Raw genomic sequence first — 26156 nt, forward strand, 5'->3', positions numbered from 1 at the left:
AGAGGGTTTGGTGAAAAAGGAACTTCGTTCAGGACTTCGCTCACTGCTCGAGGCCATGTCGCCCGACGTGATTCGTCAGAAGTCGGGTCAGGCGGCCCGGCATCTCTTCGCCGAGCCAATCTGGACTCGATGCGAAATCCTGATGATCTACCTCTCGCTGAATCATGAAGCCGACACGACTCCCATCGTGCTTCGAGCCTGGCAGTCCCGCAAGCGCGTGTTGGCGCCGCAGGTCGGCTGGGAGACCAAGCAGATGCTTCCGGTCGAGATCAGGAATCTCGATACCGATGTGGCCGACAGCAACTACGGCATTCGAGAGCCGGTGCGCGGCGTGCCGTTTCCGATCGAATTGATCGACTTGGTCATCGTGCCGGGCATCGGATTCGACCTTCAGGGAAATCGGCTCGGTCGCGGAAGAGGCTTCTACGATCGCTTTCTTTCACGGCCGAATTTCAAAGGAGTGTTCTGCGGATTCGCGCTGGAAGAGCAGGTTGTTCCGTCGCTGCCGGCCGACCCGCACGATGTGAAGGTTCATATGCTCGTGACCGATCAGCAGGTTCGGCATTTTGCGAAATAAGGCGCGTCCGGCTTTACCCCCAGTTCTCTTCGTGTCTGCCCGCGATTACTCCGGCCAGACAAGATTGCCGAGCGACCGCGGATCGTAGCAGTACCGCGGAGCCCGCGCCCAGTCGGAGTACTCACCGCGCGTCGGCTCTAGCCGCGCAATGTTCAACCCCCAGACGCGATTGAAGACTGCATCGGGTCCGAACGACTCGATGGGAATCGCGACCTCCGCGGACCAGCCGAACTCCGTTCGGACGACACAGCACTCGGGCAGCGGGCCGGCCCACGGCCTTACATCCCCGATGGGTGGGTGAGTGCCGATACCACACTCGAAGCGCGGATTGCCGGTTGACTTCAGCACGATGTGATACAGGTCGCCGCTTTGCGTTCCTTTGTTCGTCGGATCGAGAATGATCTCGATGAGGTCCTCGCCGACCGGCATGAGATCTTCATATTCCACGAAATTCCGCATCGGGACCGCGCCGGGCGCATCGCTTGCATCTGTGGATTCGCGCTTGGGCGTGCCTGCGTGTACGCCGATGAAGAGCATGCCGCGCGAAACCAGAAAGTAGGCAATCGTCTGTGATTCCGCCCTGCGGCGTTCACGGCCGAGGCCGTCTCGATTTGATACAAGTCGAAAATCACCGGCTGCATTGAAGGCGCTCGGCGGCCAGTCACTGAGCTTCCCGTCGATCGTGATCGGGAGCGGCGCCCGGGGCGCTTGCACCACGGAGACCGTCGCCGCGATTTCCACTTTCCCGTTCGCGCCGGCGTCAAAGAGGATGGGCTGCACGAAATGGCCGTCGAGATCGGCGACCGGCAGCGTATCACTCTTCGCAATCAGCTGCCGCCGCGCGACGGCCCACTCATTCAAGGGCCCCACTCGCACCACGTCGCTGATATTTCGCAACCCGGTCGGCATGCCGCCAAAGCGAAACTCGCCCTCGGCCGGGGTGCGCAGCTCGCTGCGGACGCCCGCCTCGAACGTGAGCACCCAGCCTTCCTGTCCCGGGCGTTCGTCGCGACGCAGCCGCGCAGACTCCGTCCACGCTTCGATTGTCCGGGTCTCTTCGAGGAAACTGATCCAGTCTTCGCGCGCCGCGCCCGCGACGGGTGTTTCTTCGGGCTGGGTCGTCGTCGGCGGCCGGAGCGTGTAGCGCAGTTCGTCGTCCAGAATACGCCGCGCCAGTTCCCATGTCGCCGGCGTCTCGACGCGCCGGCCAAGAAGTCCGTCCTGGTAATTGTCTCCATATGCGTCGGTGCCCGCTGCCTTGATGAGCGAACTGGCTACGAGCTTTGCCGTCTCCTTCCGGCCGCTCTCGGTGAGTTGACGAAGTCGCTGGTGGTCCTGAAGGCCAAGCTGGAGCTGCTTCAGTCGCACGGACGGCACCGGTGAAGACAGTCCGAACATCGTGCCGGGATATACCAGCCATGCGTCGGTGCGCTGTTGTCGATTGCGAATGGCCGTGTCGAACACCGCATCGGGCCAACTGGTTACGGCGTCAAGAAGAACGGCCTCATGACCTTGCAGATACGCCTGCCAGGCCAGGCTTCGCGCCTGGATCGGCGGCGCTTCGACCGCCAGCGATCCACTGTAGGGCGGCCGATCGGGAGGAAGCCATGTGCGCTTGCCGAGAGTCTGGAGTCGTCGCAGCGTGGGCGGATGCTGATAGCGGGCAGGTGTCGCCCAGATGTCAATCTGTGCGGACAGATCCTGAAATACATGCTCAAACCATCCGAAGGGCGCCATCGATTGCGGCGCCAGCCGGGTGGCAAACGGCAGGTCCGGCTCCACGAAGTGGGTCATGGTTGCCAGGCGGCGCACGCGATCGAAGTCACCCGTCTCAGCTTCGTCGCCGCGTGGCGTGTTGAAAAAAATGTACGACTGGCCCATCCAACCCTTCTGCCGAACGTGCGCCGCGACATTCGCGAGGTACTCGCTGAGCACCGCCGCGTACGTCGTCGAATCCACTCCGCCATATTGCGACGGATCGGGCTGCTCGAGATTGACCGGCACGGGCCATGCGGCGGCCGGTCGGCGGTCGGCGTAGGCGCTTCCGTCAATCAGGGGGCCGCACACGGCGTCATAATCGTCCCATTGCAGAAGCAGGCTGCCGTCGAGATCCTGCGTCAATCTGGGATAGATTTCGTCGGTGACGGGCGACAGGCCGTGATCGTGCAGTAGCTCGAAGGTTTCACGAATGACGCGGCGCGCATCCGGGTCGCTCGCCACGAGTCGCGGATTATTCGGATCGACACGGGTGTGGGACTTGATAATCGGGCCCAGTTGGACCTTGGCGATAACCGGCAAAGCTCGCTCCGGCTCCGTAAATAGATCGAGCACATCAAGAATGATCGGCGTTCGAAGCGATCCGCCCGCGGCGCTGCGCACAACCAGTTCGCCCGAATAGCGTCCGACATTCGTACTGGCCGGAATTCGAATCTCAACCCACATCACGAGATTCTCATTGCGCGGAATGACGTAGGGTTGCCCATGCTGCGGCGCGTCGATCGGCACAAGCGCATCGGGAATCTGCCGCGGCTCGCGAAGCCCGATCGATCGCAGATACCAGTTGGGATATCGATCGATCGTGATCGGCCAGTGCCGATACAGCCGAAACGCGTCCGCGGAAATCCGGCCCGCCGGCCCGGTGAGGTCGGTCGCCGTGATCTGCACACCCGCGATGGCGACTCTTTCGGCATGCAGCGCGTAGGAGAACGCGACTGTTTCGTTGACGGCGCCGCGCAGCGATACGCTGCCCGAGCTGGCGTTGAAGTAGTCAGACTGAGTCCCCGCGGCATCCGTCGCCGCGATGGATTCCGATGGACCGGTCGCCCACGCCATCGGCATGATCGGATTCGCCTTCGGTTGCCCGCAGCCGAAAAGCAGCAGCACCGGAGCAAACGCCCCCATCACGACGAAGGATCGCCCGCCGATTACGGATAACGCGCCGGACCGTTGGGCGAATTTTTGTGCTTGGCGGCTGGATTGTTCGGAGCAAAACAGCATGATCATTTAGTGCGCCGATCGGTAATCGGGATCGGATGCGTGCGGGTTTGTGCCGGATTCGGCGTCGCGTTCAGGTGCCGCTCGCCGCCACCGCGCTTTGCGTCTTCTAAAACATCGGACCGCCGAACGCAAGAAAACCGTTATCACCCGCACGAAGAGCCGGCGGTTTCCGTCCAGTTCCACCCGGGGCAGGTTATTGGGACGTATTCAGGGATATTCGGCTTTCGATCGCAATGAGATTGGGAACCGTTATGATTGAAAGCAATTCGACTTTGCACGCTCCCGGGCTCGCCGATTGCCGGGAGTCCGTGACGGGTTGGAAATAGGGAGGGGTCTCAATGTCAGGTGGGTTCGTTCTGATGCGGGCGGCCGGCGCATGTTGCCGCAATGTTCATGTGATTTCCTGTGCCATGATTTCGGCACTACTTCCGGCTGCCGCGTGGGCGTACAACCCCATTGTCGGAGACTTCTCAAAGGCCGATCCGCTGGATGTCCGCGTGATGGCGTATAACACGGCGGGGCGGTTCATCTCAACAAGCAGCGCCGACGCATCCTTTAATCGCATCCTCACGGCGATTCAACCGGACGTCATCTGTTTCGAGGAAATCGCGTCCGGCGTGTCAACAAGCCAGATCGCCTCGCGAATGAACTCGATCATGCCGATCGGCGGCGCGGGATGGCAGGTTCACTTCGGCATTCTGGCTGGCACCCGCAATGCGATCATCTCGCGATATCCACTGTCCATGACGCGAACCGATACGGTTCCCGCCTCGTCGACGCGCGGCGTGACCATTGCGCTCGTCGATCTCCCGAATGCAAGTTATCCGCTCGACCTGTACCTGCTCGGCGTGCATCTGAAATGCTGCGGGAATGCCGGCGGCAGTGAAGACGCCAGTAGACAGCGCAGCGCCGACGCCATCGCGAACTGGCTGGGCGATGCCCGGGGCGTGGCGCGACCGGCCGGCAATAATGTGGTGCTGCCGCTCAACACGCCGATGATGGTGCTGGGAGACTTCAATCTGGTCGGAGGGCCCCAGCCGGAAAACACGTTGGTCACCGGAAATATCCAGGATGAAGCGACCTTCGGTCCGGACGTCACCGGCGACTGGGACGCCTCCTTTGTAACGGATCTCGCCCCGGCCGATCCATTCACCGGCGCCATAATCACATGGCAGGGAAATGGCAGCTTTCCGCCATCGCGGCTCGATCGAATGATCTTCACGGACAGCGCGGTCGTCGTCGCCAACAGCTTTGTGCTCAACACGAGCACCATGCCGCCCGCGGCGCTGTCGGCCGCCGGGCTTCTGGCCGGCGACACGCAGACCCAGGTCACGTCCGACCACCTGCCGATCGTGGCGGATTTGCGGATGGCGGCGTGTACGGACTCCGACGGCGACGGCATCTGTGACGACCAGGATGGCTGTCCGAATGATCCGGCGAAGGGGAGCCCGGGCGTCTGTGGTTGCGGCGTTAGCGATGTCGATTCCGACAACGACGGAGCCCCCGACTGCATCGACGCATGTCCCGGGGATCCCCTGAAGACTGTTCCCGGCCGATGCGGCTGCGGTGCGCCGGATACACCGGCCGACGGCGATATCAATGACGACGGCAGGGTCGATGGCCTGGACCTCATGCAATTCGCCGACGCCGTTCTCTCGCAAGACGCGGACACGCAGACGATCTGCCACGGCGACTTCGACGGCGATGGACAGGTGTCCGTCGCGGATGTGCCCGGTATGTCCAACGCTCTCATCCTGGCGCCGTGACGCGAGGTTCGTGTCGCTACCGGCGGTTTCCGGCGCGCGATCCGCGCAAATACCGATCCGGCCACGCCTTCCATCGAGTTTTGTTTCACAATGCGGAACAGTGAGCAAGCATCTTCCGTGCGCTGCCGAGATGCGGCCGCGCCTGGGAGCGCCTGCTCATGGATGCCGTTCAATTCGATCCGTCGAAAGCCCGTGAATCTCTGGTCCCGCTTTTGCCCTACCAGCGCGCGGCAATCGAGAATCCCGCACGTTTTACATGGAATTGCTGGTCGCGCCAGTCGGGCAAAAGTTTCACATTCAGTTTGCGCCGGGTGATTCGAGGACTGATCCGCCGGCGCGATCAGATCATACTCTCGGCGGGCGAGCGACAAAGCCGTGAGGTCATGGAAAAGGTTCACCGTCACTGTCATGCCATTAATGTGGCATGCAGCCTGCAATCCGGCCGGAGTGTCGCGCCGGAGCCGTCGGTCGTTCGTGGGCTTGAGGCGCGGCTGCCCGGTGGCGTGCGGATCATTGCACTGCCGGCGAATCCCCTGACGGCACGCGGTTTCACCGGTGACGTGTTCCTCGACGAATTCGCGATGCATCGCGACGATGATGCCATATGGGCGGCATTGTTCCCTTCGTTGCTGCGGGGTAATGGCGAGCTGGACGTGGCCTCAACGCCGCGCGGACAAGGCAATCTCTTTCACCGGCTGATGAGTAATCCGCGATTCGACCGCTCAGTGGTCACACTGCTTCAGGCTGTCGATCAGGGGCTGGACGTCGATGCCGCCGCCATGCGCGCGGCCGTCGATGACGAGGCGATCTGGCGCCAGGAATTCTGCTGCGAGTTTCTGGACGAGCGCACGAGTTTCATGCCCTATGCGCTGATTCAATCGTGTCAGTCCGAGGAGCTTTCCACCTGGATCAATTGGGCCGCGCTTCAATCCGACGACGCCGAAGTGTTTGTCGGCGTGGATGTCGGCCGCGTGCGCGATCTGACGGCCGTCTGGCTCTGGCGGCGGATTGGCCGGGTGCTGGAGACGGCCGGCGTGTGGGTCATGCGGGCCGCGCCGTTCACCGAGCAGGAGTCCGCGCTGTGCGCGTTGCTGTCGCAGCGGTCGGTGCATCGTTGCTGCATCGACGCGACCGGCCTGGGTCGCCATCTGTCCGAGAGGCTCGCCGAGCGGTACGGCGGTCATCGGGTCGAAGGCGTCATGTTCACGCCGGCGGCGAAAAACCTGCTCGCCGGCGGCCTGCGCGTCGCGGCCGAGCGGGGACTCCTCCGCATTCCCGCCGACGCGGAAGTGACGAGCGATTGGCACTCGATTGAAAGGAGCATGGCGGCTGCCGGATCGGTTCGCATCAGCGCCGAGCGGTCTTCCGGTGGTCACGGCGATCGATTCTGGGCGGCGGCACTGGGACTGCGCGCGGCGGAAGGAAGTATGCCGCCCGGCGCGGGTTTCCTCTCGGGCGGCTCCACGCGCTTCGGGCGATCCGGTGTGTGGTGACACGTATGCAACACTGAATTGGGTGGTCAATTTCTGGTCAGACGCCGGGGCCGCGCGAGCGGCTTGCCCGCGCGACGGAGATCAACATGAATGCAATCAGAAGGCTCGTAAATGCCCTGCGCGGGCGGCCGGATGCTCCGAAAGCGGGCGTACTGGCTGGTCGAGGACAGGAGGATCTGCTTCGGGATTATCCGGCGGACGGACTGACCCCGCAGCGGCTGGTGTCGATTTTTCGAGAGGCCGATGGCGGATCCGTTGCCGCGCAAATGGCACTCTATGAGCAGATGGAGGAAAAGGACGCGCATCTTTTCAGCGTCGCGAATACACGGCGGCTGGCGGTGACGGGGCTGCCGTGGGAGGTTGTGTCCGCGGCGGAGTTGCCGGGATGGGGTGCGGGGCGACTGCGCGGCGCGGATCGCCGGCTGGCTGATGCCGCCGCCGCGTATTGTGACGAGGTCTTGCGCAATCTGCCGGGGTTCGAAGAGAGCCTTGTTCACCTGTCGCTGGCCAACGGACGGAACATCGCGGTGGCGGAACTGGTGTGGGAGCCGTCGGCGTCGGGTGTTCGTCTGATGGAAATTGTGCCGGTTGATTTCAGTCGAATCACATTTGACGATCGGGGCGAGCTGCGAATGTTGACGGCCGACGCGCCGGTCGATGGCGTTGCACCGCCTCCGTCGAAGTTCATTGTTCATGTTCCGCACGCCGTGTGCGGGCTTCCCGTTCGCGGGGGGCTGATGCGCGCGACGGCCATGGCCTATCTGGGAAAGCACTTTGCGATCAAGGACTGGCTGATTTTCGCGGAGGTGTTCGGGATGCCGGTGCGCATCGCCCGTTATCACCCGGGCGCGACGGCCGCCGAGAAGCGTGAATTGCTCGACATGCTCAGGCAGCTTGGCGCGGATGCCACGGGCATCTTCTCGAAGGCCGTGGAGATTGAAATCAAGCAGACTCGGCTGCCGGGTGAAACCAACCTGTACGAGAATCTCTGTCTTTACTTCGACCGCGAAATCAGCAAGGCCTGGCTGGGGCAGACGCTGACCGTGGACACGACGCGGAATCGGGCAAGCGCCGGAGCGGCAAGTGTCCACGATCGAGTGCGGCGCGATCTGCGAGATGACGATCTGCGGAAGGAAGCTCGGACGATTCGCCGCGATCTGCTTGAGACGCTGACGCGCTTTGAATTCGGGCCGGACGCGCCAACGCCGCATTTCCGCCGGATTCCGGATCAGGTGTCTTCGCCCGAACAACTGATTGCCGCGCTGCGCCTGGCAAGGGATATCGGGCTCTCGGTTCCTTCGCGCTGGGCAGCCGCCGCACTGGGGATTCCGGCAACGGACACGGAAGAAAAGGATCTCGCCGCTTCCGAGTAGAGTCGTCATGTGTGCCTTATTTGCGGCACTTCGATTTGGTCGGCGCGGAGATGCGGAGCGCCGAGCAAGCTTACGGACGGTGTCCCGCCGGGAATGACCTGGGGGATCAGGTCAGAGCGGGCATGTTCATTTCAAAGGAGGCTGCTCATGTCAGAAACACAGGAGGCGAATCGTGTGAAGGCGGGGACGGATTGCGTGAGGCTGGTGCTCGCGGCTTCCGGCCTTGAACCGGTGGCGAACGCGAAGGCCGGGATTCCGAGACGATTGCTGATTGTTCCCTGGGGCATGGTCGAGAGTGAGTCCGGCTCGTTTCTGTGCGATGACGAAGCCGCGCGATTGACGCTGGCGGCTTTCGCGGAGCATGGCGCGGATCTGCCGGTCGACTTCGAACATCAGACGCTCGGGGGTGAATACAGCTCGCCGTCCGGGCAGGCGCCGGCCGCTGGCTGGATCACGGGGCTTTCGGCGGTGTCGCCCGTCGAGGCCGGACGGCCGGGTCAGCCTGTTGCGCCGGGGCTGTGGGCGGACGTGACGTGGACCGGCATCGGCGCCGAGCGGCTGGCGAGTCGCGAGTATCGGTATGTTTCACCGGTCGCCCTGGTTCGGCAGAGTGATCTTCGGATCGTGGGTGTCCATAGCGTGGCACTTACGAACAAGCCGGCGATTGCGGGTATGCGGCCGGTGGTGAATCAGGCGCCATCGCCGGAGGATCCGAAGTGCGGACTCGACCCCGCTGATCCGACTGCCGCGCATCTCGCTGCGCTGCGGGTTGCATTGTCGCTGGATGCAACTTCGGATGCGGCGCTTGTGCTGCGGACCGCCGTCGGCCGGCTTCGGGCCCATCAGGGGGCGGAGGCGGAACGTGCGGCGGCGGACCGGGTTGCGTCGGCGATGGCGGCTGGAAAATTGACCCGGGCGCAGCGGGATTGGGCTTTCGCGCTGGCGCTTCGCGCGCCGACGGAATTCGATCGATGGGCTGAAGGCGCACCGGTGCTGGTGGCGGCGGGACGGATGTCATTGCCCGGGCGACGACCTGAAAGCGGATCATCGGGGCCGGATCGCACGACGGCCGCAGCGGCTCGTGCGGAGTGGCGATCCAACCGGGTATTTCTGGAGCGGCTGTGTTCGGAGGATGCCTATGCGGCGGCATCTGTCCGCGGCGTGGTGCCGGGCTAGACAGCGGCCGTCGCGGGGCGGCTGGAATGGAACGATGAAACAGGAACGAGTCATTGCTTTCCGGAGGAAGAAAGGCGGAGATTGTCATCATGGCACTGATTGAGAATCGGGAACTGAATCGTTATGTGGATCAGGAGCTTCGGAGTTTTGGTGTCGCAGAGTCGGCACGGGTCTTCAGGGGGGCTTTTGTCGGCATCGAGCGTGAATCGGGCTGCGTACGGAATTTGTCGGCGGGCGATCAGTTCGCGGGCGTTGCCTACGAAGAGATCGACAACACGACGGGATTGGCGGGTGACCGTTCGGTTCGGGTTTACACGCAGGGCGATTTCGTCGTGCCGACGAGCCTTGTGAGCCAGGCGATCGTGGGGGCTCCCGTGTATGCGGCGGATAGTGAATCGACAACGACGCAGCCGGGCGCCGGCGCCAGCTTCATCGGTGTCATCATGGCGGTGCTCGGCGCGAGCTCCAGCGTGGTTCGAATCATGCCGGTGGGCGGATCGTTCGCCGAACTGGCGGTGAATGTGCCGCTGGTCAGCTCAACCTCGGCGGCGTCAATGCACGCGGTGCTGATTCCGCAGCGAGCCATTCGCGTGATCAGCGCGCAGGTTTCGTTCCGGGTCGTGCCGGATCAGGGGAATCTGGATGTTGGCGTGGTGACGTCTGATCCGGATGAGATGGTGGATGCGTTTGCATTGTCGACACTGACGGCGAATACGCCGGTGACGCTGACGCTGGCGGATCGGAGTTTTGAGGCGGGTGTGCCGCTTCATGCGCGGGTCGGTCAGGCATCGAGTACGGCGGGACAGGGGGGAATGCTGTCGATTCGGTACGTCGAACTGCCGTGATGCCGGTCGACGGGTTGTTATGTGATTGTGGTGTGAATGCGGTTGTCGGGCGGGCGGACGGCCCGATTTGAGCGATAGCAAGGAGACAGGGCGAATGGCGATTATCAACACGGGTCTATTGACCAAGGGGCTTCGCGGCGAGTTCTTTAATCGATTCGATGGGACGAGGACGCACTTTCAGGACTTGTCGACGCGGGTTTCGTCGGCATCGGATCGCGAAACGTATCGGTGGCTCGGGACGGTCCCGCAGGTTCGCGAGTGGGGAACAGGCCGCCTCGCGAAGGGACTGCGAACCGAGAGTTACTCGATTGAGAATCTGAAGTACGAGGCCACGCTTGAAGTTGACCGGGACGAAATCAGCGACGATCAGACCGGCCAGATTCGACTTCGTGTCGGCGAGCTGGCACAGCGAGCCGCGACACACAAGGACTACCTGTTGTCGCAGTTGCTGATTCAGGGTGAATCGGCCGGTCACAACAGCTACGACGGCGTGAGTTTCTTCAGTGCGTTCCACGCGTCCGGGGCATCGGGCAATCAGAGCAATCTAATGACGTTCGATGCGACCGCGACCGACGCGCCGACCGTTTCCGAATTCAAGGATGCGCTCCAGGCGGCGATCAGCCGGATGCTCACCTACCGGGACGACCAAGGCGAGCCGATGATGATGTCGGCGAGCGGTCTGGTGTGCGTGGTTCCGGCGACGATGCTGTTTACCGCGACGGAAGCGGTGAACGCTACGATCATCAACAATCAGACGAATGTGCTGGCCGGCATCGCGTCCGTGGTGTCATTCCCGTGGCTCGCGGATGCGTCCAAATGGTACCTGCTGAAAACCGACGGTGTCGTGCGACCGTTCATTTTTCAGGATCGTGAGCCGATCGAATTCAACGGGCTGACCGAGAACTCCGACGAGGGGTTCCGCCGGGAGAAGTTCCTGTTCGGTGTGCGGGCACGATACCGGATGGCATACGGCTATTGGCAGTATGCGGTGCGAACGGATTTCGTTTGAGCGGATTCCGTGGGAGGGGAGCCTATGTCGTATCTCACGAATGCGGACATTGAACTGCGGCTGGGGTCGCAGCTTTACGTGGAACTGACGGACGACGCGGGAACCGGATCGGCCGATCCTGCGAAAGTGGAGGAAGCGCGACTGGGAGCGGAAGGCGAGGCTGACAGCTATCTCGCGGGGCGCTATCAGACACCGGTGGATGCTTCGGCGGCGCCGTCGATTGCGGCTGTGCTGAAGTCGTTTGTGCTGGACATCGCCATTTATCGGCTGCATCGTCGAAAGCCGCCGGTACCTGCGGACGTGTCTCGATCCTATGTCGAGGCCGTGACATGGCTGAGCCGGGTGGCGTCGTCCGTGGCACACCTGCCGCTTGTTTCCGAGGCGGCCTCGTCCGCGCGATCGGCCGGGCCCTCGCGGGAGATGACACGGGCCGGATTGCGCGACCTGTAAGGTCGGCTGATCAATCACGCCGGCATGGTCCGGGACGTGAGCGGACCGGCGGATTTGAATGGAGGGCGGTATGTCGCGCCTGGGTGATTTTGAGAATTCGATCGTAGAGAGGCTGGGGACCGCTCAGATCGGCGCGACAGCCGCCTTCCGGACCGTCGAGGGGGCGAGTGGTGGGCGGAGACCGTGGAATCGGGAGGCTCTGGCCCGGGAGCGAATGCCCGCTGCCTATGTTGCGTTTTTGGAGGAACCGACGGCTCCGGAAACACGGGCCATCCTGCGCGGACCGAGGTTCGCGGTGTTGATCGGATCGCGGTCGAGCCGTCTGGTGTCAGATCCGAGGCACGGTGACTCCGGCTCGGCGGGCGCGTTCGCGTTGATCGATGCGGCCCGCGGCGTACTGGACGGATTTGAAATCGACGGCGGACTGGAACTTGTCTGCCTTCAGGTTCGATTTGTCGAGGCGGACGAACGGTCGGTGGTTTATGAACTTGTGTATCGTATCGGAGCGATCGTTGAGGATGTGCCGTCGGCGGGACTGACTTTTGACGGATCGGCGATTCAGGGTGCCTTGAGCCGGATGTCGATGGAAGTCGGTCCGCAGAACGCCGAAGTGCTGGAGTATGTCCATCATGAGGGCAGGGCGGTGTATCGCATTTCGCTCGAGTCGGGCAGCCGGATCGTTCGGTGGATGGGTGAGTTGCGGGCGGAGTCACAGTCGGGCTTGAGCGCGGTCGAGGAGGGCATTGAGTCGGCGATCGGCAGTCTGGCGTCGGCGACGATCGAGGAAGCGGGTGTTCATACGCTGACCGGCTGCACAATCACCTGGTTGGTTCGAAAGGGCCCGCGACTGGTGCGCGGGGGTCTGGTCGCGCAGCCTGCGGAGATCGTGTTCGTGCAGAAGCTGTAATTCCGGGACCGCGGCGTTCGGTACGGCGCCCGTGCGGTCAAGCGGCCTTCCGGGCTACAATGCGGGCGTGGAAGATTCACGGACAAGCGGGGCGATGAACCGGGGTGGGCTGATTCGGCTCACACGGGAGATTCGATTTTCGATCGACCGCGACTGGGCGATGGTCGCACACGGCGAAGACGGTTTTGCGCGGGCGCATCCGATTTCGAACTCATGGGGCGGCTGGCCGTCGGCGGTCGGTATCGCCCCTTTTCTTGTTCTGCGCGTGACGGTCTGCGGGACACCGAACGCGACGACGGGCTATCTCATCAACATACAGGAACTGGACCGGCTGTTGCGGATTCATGCGATTCCGCTAACGGCATCGCGGCTTTCGACGATCGGCGCGAAGCTGACGGGCGAGTCTCTCGTGCGCGGAATTGCGCAGGCGCTTCGGGCGGCGATGGCGGAGGGCTGCGAACTGAAGGCGCTGCGCCTGTGGACGACGCCGTATCTGTCGTGCTCGGTTCGTTCGGAGGATTTCGACATGGTGGAGTTGACGCAATGCTTCGAGTTTTCGGCATCGCATCGTCTGCATGTGCCGACGATGTCGGATGAGCAGAACCGGGCATGCTTCGGCAAGTGCAACAATCCGAACGGACATGGTCACAACTATCAGGTTGAGGTGACAGTCGCTCGTCATATCATGTCGGAGGACGGCACGGTGCTTCCGCTTCCGCGATTTGAGGCCGTCGTGAAGGAGGCGGTCATCGATCGACTGGATCACACGCATTTGAATTCCGATGTGGCGGAATTCGCGTCGTTGAATCCGTCGGTGGAGAACATCGCGCGGGTTATCTGGGGGTATCTTGAGGGCAGGCTTTCGCCTGCCGTGCTACATCGTGTTCGTGTGTGGGAGACCGCGAAAACGTATGCGGAGTATCAAGGGGGCGACTGAGTCCTGCCGGAATCACGCCGGGGCTTGTGACGCGGCCGTTGGGTGTTGAGGCGGTCGCTGCCCGCTTGATGTCGCATTCCTGTCACCGAACGCGAGATCGGCTATGACGGCGATTCGGGTCACGGCGTGGCGGCGCAGGGAGCCGATCGTCAGCCTTTCGAGCCATCGCGCGGCGTGGCGTTCGAAGTTTTCGCGGCTGAAGAGCAGGGCGGCGGGCTGCGGCACATTGACTGACCGGGCGAACGCGCGAAGCAGGAATCGGTCAGAGAGCCGAACGCCCATTTTCTTGAGCACGGTATCGAAGAGTTTCAGCGGGTGTGCCGGCGAGGATCGCCCGGCCTTGATTCGTGTTCGCAATGCCTGGACGACAAAGACCAGCAGGACAATGGATACGGGAATGAGGATGGCAACGATCACGCCGGTGACCTGCGTGGGATCGGTCTGTCGGTCGTTGAATCCGCCGCGTATGGCGCTGAGGCGCTCTTCGATTTTGGATTGTGCGAGCAGCAGTGGGGCGGGGTTCATGCCTTCACCTCCGGACCGGGCATTTCGGCTGGTGCGGTCCCGTTGGCGTTGGCTGCATTGGCCGCGGGGTTTGCGGCCGATCGCGGTGCGACCTGCGGCGCGGGCTGGCTTCCGGATCGGTGGAGTCGTCGCATGACGTGCATCGCCACGCGCACGATGCGCGGGTCGGGATCGGACTGGGCGATCGTGGCGATTCTGGGGAGTATGGCGGCGAGGCGCAGTTGGTCAACGATCCAGAGGGCCGCGCAGCGGTGATCGGGCCGGATGTCCTGTAGCATTTGAATGAGGGCGGCGGCGGACGCCGGGACGCGCATCTTAAGGAGACACCGCACGGCGGCAGACCTTACATCGGCGTCGTCGCTGTTTATCTTCGGTGCGACGAGTTGTTCGCGTCGCTTGGCGCCCATCTGGTCGAGTGCGTTGATTGCCGCGGCCTGGACTGAATCGGCGGCATCATTGATCGCGCGTTCGAGGATTCTTCGGCTGGTTTCGCCGGCGATCTGTCCGAGCGCGGTCATGGCCGCGGCGCGAATTTCAGGTGTCTTATCATTGGCACAGGTATAGATGTCACGCTCGAAGTGTACGGCGATGTTCAGGGCGAGTGCGAGCCGGACGGCGCGGAATCGATCGGCGGCATTTTGTGAAAGCAGCTTGATCTGCATGTGGGTGGTGAAGCCGGGTATGAACTTCAGCGCGTGGTGTCCGGCCTCGAGTGCCTGCGCCGGATGAATGTGCTCGAAGTTGTGCCAGAAATCCTCGAAGTCTTCCTTCAGATTTCCTCGATCAAGCAGGGCGGCCCATTCGTGCGGACGGCCGCGAGACTCGATCCGCCGTTGCGCCTGGCGCTGATGGTGGGTCCGGCGTTCCAGCTCGACGCGGGCGATGGAACTGATCATTGGGTTTTCGTGGGATGCGAGGCTCTCGATGGCGGCGGTGCTGGCCGGCGTGTCGATGTCGATCAGCGCCCAGACCGCTGCCCGGTTTGCCGCCGGGTTGTCGACGATGAGGCAGTTGAGGAGCAAGGCCACCTTCTGGGCTGCCGGGAGGCCGAGTGCAAGGAGCCAGCCCGGGAGTATGACCGCGGCGTCGGCGGGCAGATTGAAGACGGCTTCGAAGCCATCCTCGAGCCAGTCAAGGGACCGGATATAGACCAGGCTCTTGCGGATTTCCTGATCTCGGGTGATCCAGTAGTGGCGGATGAACTCGGCGTAAAACTCGTGGCTGCGACATGCGGCGAGCTTCGGCAGGAGGCGGCGGCGCATTTCGGGGTGGCCGAGGGCGACATAGACGAAGGGGACGAATCGGGGTTCAAGCTCTCCGGCGAGCAGCTCGAACATGGCGTGTGTGAGCTTTCCGCGTTTGATCGTGGCCTGGTCGAAGAGGCTCGATTCGAGATCGGGCGCGACGAGCATTGCGGCTTCGACGATTTCCGGTCGGTGATGGCTTTCGTAGTGTTCGAGGGCCTCGCGCAGCGCGTTGAAGAGGAACTTGCGCTCCGCGTCGAGTACTTTGAGTGCCTCCGTGACGACACTGGCCATCTCGGGCGATCCGTCAAGCGTTTCGCGAAGGGATTCGATGGTTCCGATTCGCGATTCGAGATGCCGCTGGGTCAGTTCGAGCATGGTGGACGCGGCTTCGGCGCGGATTTTCTGCGAGCCGTCGTGCATGGCGTGGGCGACGAGATATGCCAGCCGCGGGTTCGCGCTGCGCCGAACGATTTCGAGCGTGTTCTGTCGTGTCTGGGGCATGCTGTCGGCGATGCAGGCTCGCAGCGAGCCGAACATCTTTGAAGCATGGGCCACGACCTGGTTTTGCGCATCGGTCGTCAACTTGAAGAAGATGGGAGGCAGACCTTGCAGGCCGGCGTCGGTGTTGCGGAGCAGAAGGGTTTTGACGATCTCGACCTGAATCTCTGGTGCGACGTCCAGAACTCCTCCGAGCAGGGCTTGATCAGCTGCCGGCCCTGGAATTTCGGCGAGAATGTCGAGGACTTTCGGACGTTGGCTCAAAGCTCACCCCGCGTTGACGGCATACACCGTCTTCGGGAGATCGGCCCGCCCGCCGTCCCGCGTTAATTAAGTCGGTTGCGGACGATTCCGTATCGTCGCGACGCATGAGTTAATGTCGCATATGAAACGGTCTCGGAGAAATGGCGTGGGCCGATAAGCGGTCGCGCTTCGAATGGGCGGCGCTACCGGCCGGGCGCGATTCAGTTGCCGGATCGGCCACCGAGAAGTCGGACGACGGAATCGATCGCGTAATGGTCTTCGGGGGTGGCGGTGACGATGAGCGTGCCTTGATCGAGCGTATACCGGACATGAGAGGGCGTGAAGGACAGCACGCGTGCCAGATCGGCGGCGCGACTGTCCCGGAGCCGGTAGGTTCGGCGGATGATACGTGCGTCCGTCTGGTCCGCGGTTCGTGTCGGCGAAGGGTTCGATTGAATCATTTCAATTAATCGCGAGAGGGAGCGAATCTCTCCAGCCGTTCCGTTGAGTTCCACGCCTCCTGGTGTGCGGCCGACGAGGACGTTGACGTCGTTGGGCTTCAACAGGTCATAGAGGGCATCGATTCGGCGTTTGTCGGCATCAGCGAATCTTATCTGGAGCTGCCTCTCCGCGTTTTCATGCAATCCGCTTCCAATCTGGAAGAGCAACGGCGTGCAGATGCACACAGCGAGCGGTAATACAAAAAACATCCAGAACCAGGCCGTGGAGGGTTTCGCCGGAGCGCCGCCTATTTGGATGCGGTCGTTGGTGTGGCTGGATCTTGGGGTATGACGGGCGACTGTCCCGTGGGCGGACAGGATGGCGGCGAGTGGGGGCGCGGCATTTCGGAGCAGTGATTCGCCACACCGCGCGCAGAATCTCGCCCCCGCTCTGAGATCGCTTCGGCAAGTGGGACACGCTTGCGACACGGTTCATCACTCCGGTGGTCGAAGCCGTCGGAATCCATTTTTCCTGACACGCCAGCCCCAAGCCAGTTAGTCGCGTATCGTGATTGATGGGTTCCCGGCCCGGCTGACTTCGATGTAATGATTGCTGCCTTTCATCATAATAGCACATCCGCGCGCGAAAAGTTCGTCAATCGTTGGCGGAAAGTATTTATGTTGTGCCGGTTCGAATGCGGGAGGCGCCAGGGTCAGGCCGCGTCCTCGGCTTCGACGATCGCCATCTCATCGGCGGACACCTCGGTTGTGGCGATCACCTCGAGGATGTGGTCCACATCCTGCCGGAAAAACCAGAGAAACGGCACATTGGGTATTCGCATCACTACGTTGCTGTTGGAGTCCAGAACGATGACGTCACCGGCTCCAAGGCCGAGGAAGGTCTCGATGAGATCTCGCCAGTCGCGTTTGACACGTTTCGCGGCGCGAGGCAGCGAATCACTCGTGCGGAAGATCCGCTTGTGGGTGATTTCTCGTGTTGTGATCTCGTAGCGGCCGTCGAACCAGGCTGCAAGGACGACGAACCCCAGAATGATGAGTGTGGCCAGGCTGAAGACGCCAGCCGTACCGGGATCGAATTTGACGTGGTAGTTTTCGAAATAGGACTTGATGTTTGATAGTACGGGTATGCCTTTTTTGGCTTCGACGAGCATGCCGACCAGCCAGAGGATGATGATGACCGCGGCGATGGCGGCGGTCTTGTTTCGATCGGTGTCGGAGCCGATGCAAATGATCACAACGAGCATGATGGTGATCCAGATCCATCCCATGGTGCCTGCGGAAATCCATGGATTGTCTCCGGCACAGAGCCACGGTCCGACCCAGCCAATGATCATGATGGGCCAGAGATAGAGCAGATTCGAGAAGCTCGTGAAGTTCACCTTCGGGTTGCCGTGGTGCTTGCTGACGCGGAAGACGAGCGGCCGGATGATCCATGCAATCGGCGTGAAGATCGCGGTGATGATCCTGCCGATAACGGCTCGAAAGCTCGAAGATCCATGTGCCGTCTTCGCGGATTTCGGGGCGGCAGGTGGGTTGGAGGGTTTTGAATCGACAGGCAGTTTTTCAGGCATGGCAACTCTCCAGGCGTTAGCCGGCGCTTTTTCCGGCCGGACCATTCTAAAGGAATTGGGACGATGCCGCACGATATTGCGGCTGGTGGGAGTCGACGGAGCGGATGCCTCGCCGACCGGAGGTCATTTTGCGAGGAAGGACTGTGGGGCGGATCGGCCAAGGTGCGCCGAGCGATCCCGGTTCGCGCCGGTTGTTCGAAGGCGTGTCGAAGCGGCCGCCGTTCGCAGGTACTGGGTGGCTGTTGGACTGGCTGGTGAGTCGAATCCGCGTTGAGCGATCAGTTGTTCAGCAGTTCGCGGATGATGATGGCCATGTCGATTGCGTTCACGAGGCCGTCGGCGTTGCGATCGAATCGCTCGATAAGATCGTGGTCGAGTTCATCGGCGAGAAGGGCGCTGATTAGTTGGCCGATTCGGTTGCCGGAGAACATGGGGCAGCCGAATTCATCGACGGGTTGTCCAGCCGGCGAATCCGGGCAGAGGTCGAGGCAATCGGGTATTGTGTCGCCGTCCGCGTCATTGAAGTCGGGCAGATGGGCGCATCCGATGTTATCGCAGATATCGATGGTGCAGGGGTCGCCGTCGTCGCATTGTTCGTTGCTGGTGCACGTGAGCAGTCTTGGAAAGTAATGAATCGGCTGAGCCGATCCCTCACTGACTGTGAAGTAGCCGAGCCCCTGTGGAAAAAAGCAGACGGCCTCCCCCTGTTGCTCCCAGACAATCGGCCTGTCGCACGGCGGTCTCGCGAGGGCTGCGGCAATGGAGTCTCCCCGCGCGCGCGTCCACATTGAGATTCGATAGTAGCCGCGAATGATGATCGCCGACCCGTCGAATGAGATGCTTCCACCCGTGGGCGGCGTGGTGTTCCAGCCGTTCAATTGTCCGACCTCTTGCAGCAGATTGACCTGAGTGGTGGACTGCGGGAATGGGCAGCGATAGACGCGGCCGGGCGTCACTTTCTTGGCCACGATATAGAGGTCACCGTTGGCGTCGACAAGGAGTGACTCGGCGTCGCGCGGGCCATCGGGGTAGGTGAGTGTGATGACATCGGCCGGAATTGAGCCACTGACGCCAAGCTGGCCGTAGGCGACGATCGGTTCGGGGGCGCGCAAAACGCGAATGCTGGCTCGCTGGCTGTTGTTGTCGCCGATGTCCCCGAAGTACAGGTAGTCCACGCCGGCGACCGGTCCGGGGCCGATGTCGAGATCCTCCGGGTCGATGACTGGCGATGGGATTTCGAGTGTCCAGGTCGCGCGTACGATTCCGTCCTGTCCTATGGCGAAAAGGCGCTGGTCGTTGTAGTTGTCGTTGTGTGTCCAGAGTATGCCGGGGCTGTTCCTGCTTGCCGCCAGACCCGACGCCTCGGTGATGTCACCTGATTGGATTGTTGCGATGGTTAATCCGGGAAGGTGTTCGGGACATGGCTCCTGGGCGCGGGCGGAGGCAAGGCCGCGCGTCGAGAGCAGGGCCCATGCCTGAAGCAGACCCAGTGACACGGTGCGGATTCGACGGTGCTGCATGAAGACATCCGTAAATACTTGGCGGTTGCCCGCCTGCTTCTGCGTTCCGGCGAACGGCGGGCCGGGGTGTCAGGTGCAAGTCACCATTTCCACGGCGTGATATACATCAAGGCGCGGTGAGCCCCCGAGTCTCGGAATCAATGGGGCGGGCGTAACAATGACTTCGGGTATAACGGTCGTCACGTGACAGCGAATCCAGGACCTTGCGGGCCGTTGTCCCCGCCCCGTGGTAGTTTTCGACCTGTGTGGTCCAGTTTATTGGTCCTTTCGCCGGATTTCAATGCGCTAGGGAAAATCCCGAGTCTGTCCCAGCGAGAGCGCTCGAAGATTAACCGCGGAGTTCCATATGATTCTCTGCGAGGAAATCGCGGAATTTCGCGCTGAAGGACTGAATATCGACATCTGTCAATGTGCGATCGTCGCAGCCGATGCGGGCGCGGAACAACAGGCTCCGCTTGCCTTCGGGGATGGCGCCGCCCTCGTAGGCGCCGATGTAGGCAAGCTGGCGCATGAGCTCATGGCGGTATGCCGACAGTTGCTCGGCGACGGATTCGTACCTCTGGCCGGCGTCGACAATCACGCTGAAGTCCAGTTCCGCCTGGGGATGGCGCGGAACCAGGGGCAGCTTCTCGAATCGCTCCAGCAGGCCCGCCGCGACGGCCAGGTCCACTTCCGCGACGGCGAACGACCACGACCGCAGACGCTCGTCTATTTTCAGCAGAAGCGAGGCCGGCAGGATGGTGGCTCGGCCGATGACCTTCCGGTCGAGAACGATTTCGGCTATTCGGTCGGCGTCCTCCCAGGCTGCCGCAGCCTTCGTGGCCTTGAATGACACGTCGGACTCGGTGATCTGCCGCGCCCAGCCGGCCAGCGCGAGTCGCAACTGGTCCCAGACAAGCGATTCAGTCTTTTTGCCCTGTTGAGCCACGAGCAGTCCCATGCGTCGTTGCTGGGAGGTTTCGACAGTGTCGTGGCCGGCTTCAAAGACCGATCCGATCTCCACGAGTTGAAAACGGTCGTGATGGTGGCGGTTGGATTCGGCCATTGCGATCAGGCCGGGCACGAGCGAGCGTCGGAGGCGCGAGCAGTGGTCAGCCGCGGGATTCCGCAGGGTGATGCATTCTCCGGCCTCGTGGCCGATGGTTCTGAGCCAGACGTCGTCATACCAGATGTAATTGTGCACCTCAATGAAACCGCCGCCGATGCACAAGTGGTTGAGTGTGCGATGTTCGACGTCCAGTTCCTTCGACGGTTCGAAGTGTCTTGCGCTGACCCGCGGTAGAGCGGGGGCGATGTTGTTGTAGCCGACGAATCGGGCGATCTCTTCAAGCAGATCGGCTTCGATGCTGATGTCCTTGGTGGCGCGAAACGTGGGAGGCGTCGCGGTCAGTTTGTTGCCGTCCAGCCGACACGCGAATTCGAGCCGCGAGAGGATGTCGATCATCAGGCTCGGCGTGACGGACTCATCGCCAACGAGCGGGCCGATGAATCGGGCGGCGAAGTCGCAGTCGACCGTGATCGGCGTGGGTGAAATGTGTGAGGGATAACAATCGCTGAGCGCCGACGCGATCTTGAGCTGCGGGCGTTCGGCAACAGCCAGCGCGTGAAATCGGGCGATGCCCAGAACGGTGTTGGTCGGATCGAGGGACTTCTCGAATCGGGCGGAGGCCTCGGTGCGGTGGCCCATCGCGGTGGCCGTTCGGCGGATGGTGGGGGCATCGAAGTTGGCGGATTCCAGGAGAATGGTGGTGGTTTCGGGGCCGACTTCGGTTTCCGCTCCGCCCATGATCCCGGCAATGGCGACGTTCTTTCGATTGGTCTGGATCATGAGGGCGCCGTTCGGAAGCGCTCGATCAATGCCATCCAGCGTTCTGAATATTTCGCCGGGCTTCGCGACCGCCACCTGGATGTTCTTTACCTTTTCGCCGTCGAAAGCGTGCATCGGCTGGCCCAGCTCGAGCATGACGTAGTTGGTCAGATCGACGATCAGGTCGATCGGCCGCATGCCACACAGTGCGAGTCGGGCCTGCATCCAGAGCGGTGACGGCTGGACACGAAGGCCGGTGAATGCCAGCGCGGAGTATCGCGGGCATTTGTCGGAATCGTCGATCTCGATGGGAACGGGTGTGCCGCTTGGGTTGATCAGTGATGCCGTCGGCGTGGCGTGAATCGGTTTGAGCGGCAGGCGGAGCATCGCGGCGATTTCCCGGGCGATGCCGAAGTGTCCCCAGCAGTCGGGCCGGTGTGTGATTGATTTGTTATCAACCTCGATGACCCAGTCGGCGAACACCTCGGCGGCGACGGGATCGCCCGCAGTGAAGCCGGAGGCGGCCGAGTCAGAGGCGGCGGGGAGCCTGATGGCGTGTGCGCCAATATGCGGAAAGCCGATCGCGCCCCAGGCAACGATCATGCCCTGGGAGTCTCTTCCGGCCGCATCTTTTTCGCCCAGGGTCTGCGCGCCAACGCGGGCGCCGGGCGGCGCATAGGCGATCATGTCGCCCGCGGCCACATCGGGCGCTGTCGTGACGGATGTGTAGCGACGGCTGCCGCCGGCATCGACGATGACAGTCTTCAGTTTCCCATCGCCCGGTTGGGTTCGGATGGATTCGATTCGAGCTGCAATGACGCCTTCAAAGTCGGAGAGGTGCTCTTCGACGCCCTCGACTTCGGCGGTGGTGATGGTGAATTGAAGCGCGAGATCCTTTGGCGCGATGGCGTCCGGGATGGCGACGAAGTCCTTGATCCAGTTGAGGGAGATGAGCATATCGTGGTTCCACCGTGGGTCGAAGTTTGGTGGGTTATTAGAACCGAATTTGGTCCGGGGATGAAGTTGGGCCGCCGGGGGAACAGGTGTATCGGCGAAGGCGGATCTTCAGGAGTGCGGCGGGGCGATCAATCGAGGTAGCCCAGGTCGCTCAGACGGGTGGCGACTTCCTGCATCTGTTGCTCGGAGAGCATCGGCGAGGCCTCATCGACCTTGCGTTCTGTCGGCGGCTCGTACGCAACGTCGACCGCGGAAGTGAAGATGGATCGCAGCACCTTGCCATCCATGTCTTTGGGCACGGGCTCGCCGAGGCCGGCAAGAATCGTCGGCGCAAGGTCGGCGATATGGGCGCGAAGGGTGATGCCGGATTTGACCGCCGCTCCCTGTGCGATGAAAACGCCGTCGAGCCGATGGGTTCCTTCGAGTCGGTTGAACGGAACCCACCGCACCGGGGCGTTGCCACGGATTTTTTTGACGGCGGCGAGACCGTCAGCAGGCGCAAGAAGCAGGTCCGGCATCCAGGGGTGCGCCGCGCGATCGCAGTTGTAGTGATCTTCGGTGACGAAGACGTCGCTGAAGATGTTCATTTCCTTCCCGTCGCGGTCCTTGCACTTCGCGGCGAGCAGTTTTTCGCGGATTTCGGCGCGGATGCGATTGAAGTCGCGTGGTTCCACGATTCCCTGCGGCTGGCGACCCTTGAGATTGAGGTAGAGAAATCCGTAGACGCCCGCGTGCAGGACGCACGCCTGGGTTCGCGGCCAATCGATCGCAAGATCTTGATCGAGATGACTCGATTGCCCGATCGAAGCGGCGAAGCCGGGATTGGTGAGCCGTCGCCACAGGGTGGAGGCGCGGATTCGCAGTTGTGCGAGCGGGCTTCGGAGCGAGAGGTAGCCCCATCGCTTAAGAAGCAGGTTGGGCTGAACCTTTCCGTCCAGGCTGCCGTGACCATGATCGGACATGACGATGATGTCGGCGTTCTGCTCGGCGGCGAGCGCCTTGAGCTTGCCGATGACGCTGTCGAGGTGCGTCCAGCATTGTTCGACGAGCTTGGCGCGGACGGGGTTTTCGTGCCTGGTTCGTTCGTCGATATGGCGCCATGCCTTGTGCTGGAGGTTATCAACGAACTTGTAAAGAACCATCATGACATCCCAGCCGTACTTATCGCCGCAGAATCGGGCGAGATCGTGGCCGCGATCGAAACTCTGCATGATGTATTCGATGTTCTTGCGGAAAAGATCTTCCCCGCCGGTCGCTTTGCGCTCCCATTTTTTCTCGTGGGTGTAGTCAGGGTACTTGGCCAGGATTTCTTTCTGCAGCGCTTTGGGGTAGGTGAAGTCCTTGCCCGGCGGCGTGTCGAAGCCGGAGATCATAAAGCCGTTGACCGGCTCGGGCGGAAAGGTCATCGGCACATTGATGGAGCCGACGCGGTAATGTTTGTCGGACAGAATCTGCCAGATGGTCTTCGCCTTGGTGCTGATTTTTGTGTTGTTGTTGAACGAGAGTCGATTGGTCGTGGGATCGTAGCGAAGGAAGTCGATGATGCCGTGCTTGCCCGGACCCTTGCCGGTCATGAAGGTTGTCCACGCCGCCGGCGTGATCGGCGGGCGCGTCGACTCGAGCGGACCGGAGACGCCTCGGTCAACGAGGTCTTTCAATTCGGGCATGAGGCCGCGATCCATGAGCGGACCGAGCACGTCGAAGGTTGCGCCATCGAGCCCGATGAGCAGGAGGCGGCCGAACAGGCCATGGCGTTCGTCATCGTTGGTGCGCGCGGATGTGATCAACGCAGCGTCCTCGGGTGCCGCGACGGCGTCTGTCGATCGAACCGCGCGCGCCGCGACTCACTCCAAAGCGGGGAATTCTAGGTCAATTCAGAAATCTAAGCAAATTGGCGGCCATATCGCTAATCTCCCCGCTTGACGGTGGTTAGGGTGTTGGATGGGTGGTTTTCAGGGACGGATCCGCCACTTTTTCGAAAACGAATAAGTAGGGCTCGGTCCGGAACGGTTTCGCGGCACTGGAGTAGATGAGCCGGAAGCGGGAGTCCTCCCGGAGTGATTCGAGTGAAATGCCGTGGTCCGGACTGCCCGCGAACTGCTCTTCCCAGACGACAAGGACTCCGGCCGGCGCGGCGTCGATTCGTTCCCGGGTTGTTCTGCGTCGATAGGGTAGAGACGTATTTGTCGCATAGTCGACCCACGTGACCGCGGAAATGATCGGCCGGTCGGCCAGGCCGCGGGCGATCAGCGTGTTCCGCATGTCGGTGATCATCGGCGCTTCAGGCGGCGGCGCGAGCGGTCGGACAAAAACGTACGCCGTGAGTGCAGCGACGAGTCCCATTGCTGCGGGAACGAGGCAGCGACTCCAGGTCGGTCGCGGTCGAGCAATGGCAATCGCGGCGAGCAGGATAATTCCCCCGGTCATCACGCGCAGCGCCACAAGCGCTTCGTGCAACATCGGGAATTCGATATCGATGCCGGCGTGATGGCGGAGCTGCCATTCAAGCGAGAGCCAGTGGAAAGCGAACACGACGGCGACGGCAGCGGTGGCGCGTCGGCGCTCGATCGGGTTGGCGTCCGTAAGCCAGTTCCATGCCGACAGGGCGAACGCCGCCATGAATGGGGAGATGGGAACCAGGAATCGCGCATATCCGCCGCTGTTGAAAAGGCCGAGTGCCCGGATCACGCTTTGCGCTGCGAAGTAGGCGATCGCGCACGTTGCGATGAATCGCATTGTTTCCGCGCGGCCGATCTGCTTCGGCGCTTCGGAGCTTGAATGGGAGGCCGAGCTTGTCGGCGCATCGGTCTCGCCCTCGGCGAAGAGCGAGGTCCTCCGGCTGATCCGCTCGAAGTCGGCGGATGCGGTGCGAAGCAGTCCAACCCATGCCAGTACCGCGACACTCGGTCCCCATGCGTGAAGCCCCCGGGCGAAGAACGTGAGCCAGCCATCACTTCCGTACTGGTTTGAAGGTTTGGGCGTGAGATAGAGTTCGATCGTCGTCGGCATTCCCAGCATGATCGAGGCGGCGTTGACGGCGATGGGCGCCCAGAGAATGGGCCAGAGCCGTCGCCAGGAGACGCCGGTTCTCCAGGCAAAGCAGATCCAGATTGGAAGAAAGAGAATCGCCTCATGCCGGGTGACGAACGCCGCGGAGATGACGGCGCTCGACCAGGTCCATCGCCCGCGGACGGCAAGCAACAGCGCCAGCGAAAGGTACAACGCAAGCGGCGTCTCCGTAAGCGTGGTTTGTGCGAGATGAAAAAAGAGCGGTTGGAGCCAGATCAACGGGATGACCAGCCACGCTCGGGCGAGTCCGGCGTGCTGGGCGAGCCTGAAGGCGCACCATCCAGTCAGGGCCGAGACGAGCGCGGAGAGCAGCTTGCAGGCGGTCCACCCCAGCGCTGCTGCCGGGAAATAGGGAATCGTGAAGCCGGGACGCCCCCAGTGATCGACAAGATACTCCGGCCAGGTCCAGGCCCATCGTGCGAAAAGGTAATGCGTGATGTCATCAAAATGGTGAAGTCCCTCGGGCGAGACAAATATGAAGACGACGGCCAACGCGCAGCCGGTCAGGCTGAATGTGGCGGCGAGCAGGCCATCGCGCGTCGGCGCAACGCCCAAAGCTGGGGGATCAGGGCTTTTAGCCATGGCTGCGCATGATGCGGAGAAATGCCCGAATGTAAACCCTTGCAAGCAGGGCGGTAGCGCGCGGTCATGGCTGGTGCGTTCCGAAACCGGACATCAGGTCTGCAATATCCGTCAAGATCATGAGCATCGGAACCGCGTGGTTCGCG

The 26156-nt window shown here is 62.1% G+C and carries 19 protein-coding genes; 10 read left to right on the plus strand and 9 right to left on the minus strand.

Translation table 11 applies throughout. The annotated features are described in order from the left end of the window. The first annotated feature begins 10 nt into the window (after positions 1 to 10). Positions 11 to 577 (plus strand): 5-formyltetrahydrofolate cyclo-ligase, encoded by a 567-nt coding sequence (locus KF841_11370; GenBank protein ID MBX3395954.1) that lies wholly within the window; start codon positions 11 to 13, stop codon positions 575 to 577. Positions 578 to 622: 45 nt separating this feature from the next. Here KF841_11370 and KF841_11375 read toward each other — a convergent pair whose 3' ends face one another. Further along, positions 623 to 3580 carry a DUF4091 domain-containing protein gene (locus tag KF841_11375; GenBank protein MBX3395955.1) on the minus strand — a complete coding sequence of 986 codons (2958 nt, stop codon included), beginning with the start codon at positions 3578 to 3580 and terminating at the stop codon, positions 623 to 625. 332 nt (positions 3581 to 3912) lie between these two features. On the opposite strand from KF841_11375, the gene KF841_11380 reads away from it, so the two are divergent. The 9 genes from KF841_11380 (at position 3913) to KF841_11420 (ending at position 13530) form a co-directional block, all read left to right on the plus strand. Then, on the plus strand, positions 3913 to 5340 hold the full coding sequence (locus KF841_11380) for a hypothetical protein (protein ID MBX3395956.1): 1428 nt from the start codon (positions 3913 to 3915) through the stop codon (positions 5338 to 5340). A gap of 158 nt (positions 5341 to 5498) precedes the next feature. Further along, positions 5499 to 6833: a terminase family protein gene (locus tag KF841_11385; protein MBX3395957.1), complete on the plus strand. Its 1335-nt coding sequence runs from the start codon at positions 5499 to 5501 to the stop codon at positions 6831 to 6833. Positions 6834 to 6919: 86 nt separating this feature from the next. Beyond that, complete coding sequence (locus KF841_11390; GenBank protein ID MBX3395958.1) at positions 6920 to 8206, plus strand: DUF935 family protein; 1287 nt, start codon at positions 6920 to 6922, stop codon at positions 8204 to 8206. A gap of 147 nt (positions 8207 to 8353) precedes the next feature. Beyond that, positions 8354 to 9382 carry a hypothetical protein gene (locus tag KF841_11395; GenBank protein ID MBX3395959.1) on the plus strand — a complete coding sequence of 343 codons (1029 nt, stop codon included), beginning with the start codon at positions 8354 to 8356 and terminating at the stop codon, positions 9380 to 9382. An 89-nt stretch (positions 9383 to 9471) separates the two neighbouring features. After that, positions 9472 to 10227 (plus strand): hypothetical protein, encoded by a 756-nt coding sequence (locus tag KF841_11400; GenBank protein ID MBX3395960.1) that lies wholly within the window; start codon positions 9472 to 9474, stop codon positions 10225 to 10227. A gap of 94 nt (positions 10228 to 10321) precedes the next feature. Next, a complete protein-coding gene (locus KF841_11405; protein ID MBX3395961.1) occupies positions 10322 to 11236 on the plus strand; it encodes a Mu-like prophage major head subunit gpT family protein in 915 nt (304 codons plus the stop codon). A gap of 24 nt (positions 11237 to 11260) precedes the next feature. Continuing rightward, a complete protein-coding gene (locus KF841_11410; protein ID MBX3395962.1) occupies positions 11261 to 11686 on the plus strand; it encodes a DUF1320 domain-containing protein in 426 nt (141 codons plus the stop codon). 70 nt (positions 11687 to 11756) lie between these two features. Further along, positions 11757 to 12593: a DUF1834 family protein gene (locus KF841_11415; protein MBX3395963.1), complete on the plus strand. Its 837-nt coding sequence runs from the start codon at positions 11757 to 11759 to the stop codon at positions 12591 to 12593. Positions 12594 to 12687: 94 nt separating this feature from the next. After that, positions 12688 to 13530, plus strand: coding sequence for a 6-carboxytetrahydropterin synthase (locus KF841_11420; GenBank protein ID MBX3395964.1), 843 nt, complete (start codon positions 12688 to 12690; stop codon positions 13528 to 13530). Positions 13531 to 13542: 12 nt separating this feature from the next. On the opposite strand, the gene KF841_11425 is transcribed toward KF841_11420, so the two are convergent. The 8 genes from KF841_11425 to KF841_11460 form a co-directional block, all read right to left on the minus strand. Then, positions 13543 to 14055, minus strand: a complete 513-nt coding sequence (locus tag KF841_11425; GenBank protein ID MBX3395965.1) for a hypothetical protein — start codon at positions 14053 to 14055, stop codon at positions 13543 to 13545. Next, positions 14052 to 16064, minus strand: coding sequence for a HEAT repeat domain-containing protein (locus KF841_11430; GenBank protein MBX3395966.1), 2013 nt, complete (start codon positions 16062 to 16064; stop codon positions 14052 to 14054). The genes KF841_11425 and KF841_11430 overlap by 4 nt, the downstream gene beginning before the upstream one ends. 200 nt (positions 16065 to 16264) lie before the next feature. Next, positions 16265 to 16753, minus strand: a complete 489-nt coding sequence (locus KF841_11435) for a hypothetical protein (GenBank protein MBX3395967.1) — start codon at positions 16751 to 16753, stop codon at positions 16265 to 16267. A 443-nt stretch (positions 16754 to 17196) separates the two neighbouring features. Continuing rightward, positions 17197 to 18075: a hypothetical protein gene (locus KF841_11440; GenBank protein ID MBX3395968.1), complete on the minus strand. Its 879-nt coding sequence runs from the start codon at positions 18073 to 18075 to the stop codon at positions 17197 to 17199. 278 nt (positions 18076 to 18353) lie between these two features. Then, the gene (locus KF841_11445) at positions 18354 to 19595 is read right to left on the minus strand and encodes a hypothetical protein (GenBank protein MBX3395969.1); all 1242 of its coding nucleotides are present in this window, start codon (positions 19593 to 19595) and stop codon (positions 18354 to 18356) included. Between the two features lie 328 nt (positions 19596 to 19923). After that, on the minus strand, positions 19924 to 22359 hold the full coding sequence (gene pheT, locus KF841_11450; GenBank protein MBX3395970.1) for a phenylalanine--tRNA ligase subunit beta: 2436 nt from the start codon (positions 22357 to 22359) through the stop codon (positions 19924 to 19926). A 128-nt stretch (positions 22360 to 22487) separates the two neighbouring features. Beyond that, complete coding sequence (locus tag KF841_11455) at positions 22488 to 24146, minus strand: alkaline phosphatase family protein (protein MBX3395971.1); 1659 nt, start codon at positions 24144 to 24146, stop codon at positions 22488 to 22490. Positions 24147 to 24288: 142 nt separating this feature from the next. Continuing rightward, positions 24289 to 26010: a hypothetical protein gene (locus tag KF841_11460; GenBank protein ID MBX3395972.1), complete on the minus strand. Its 1722-nt coding sequence runs from the start codon at positions 26008 to 26010 to the stop codon at positions 24289 to 24291. Positions 26011 to 26156: the final 146 nt, after the last annotated feature.

The sequence above is a fragment of the Phycisphaerae bacterium genome, assembly GCA_019636475.1.
Taxonomy (GTDB): Bacteria; Planctomycetota; Phycisphaerae; order UBA1845; family UTPLA1; genus JADJRI01.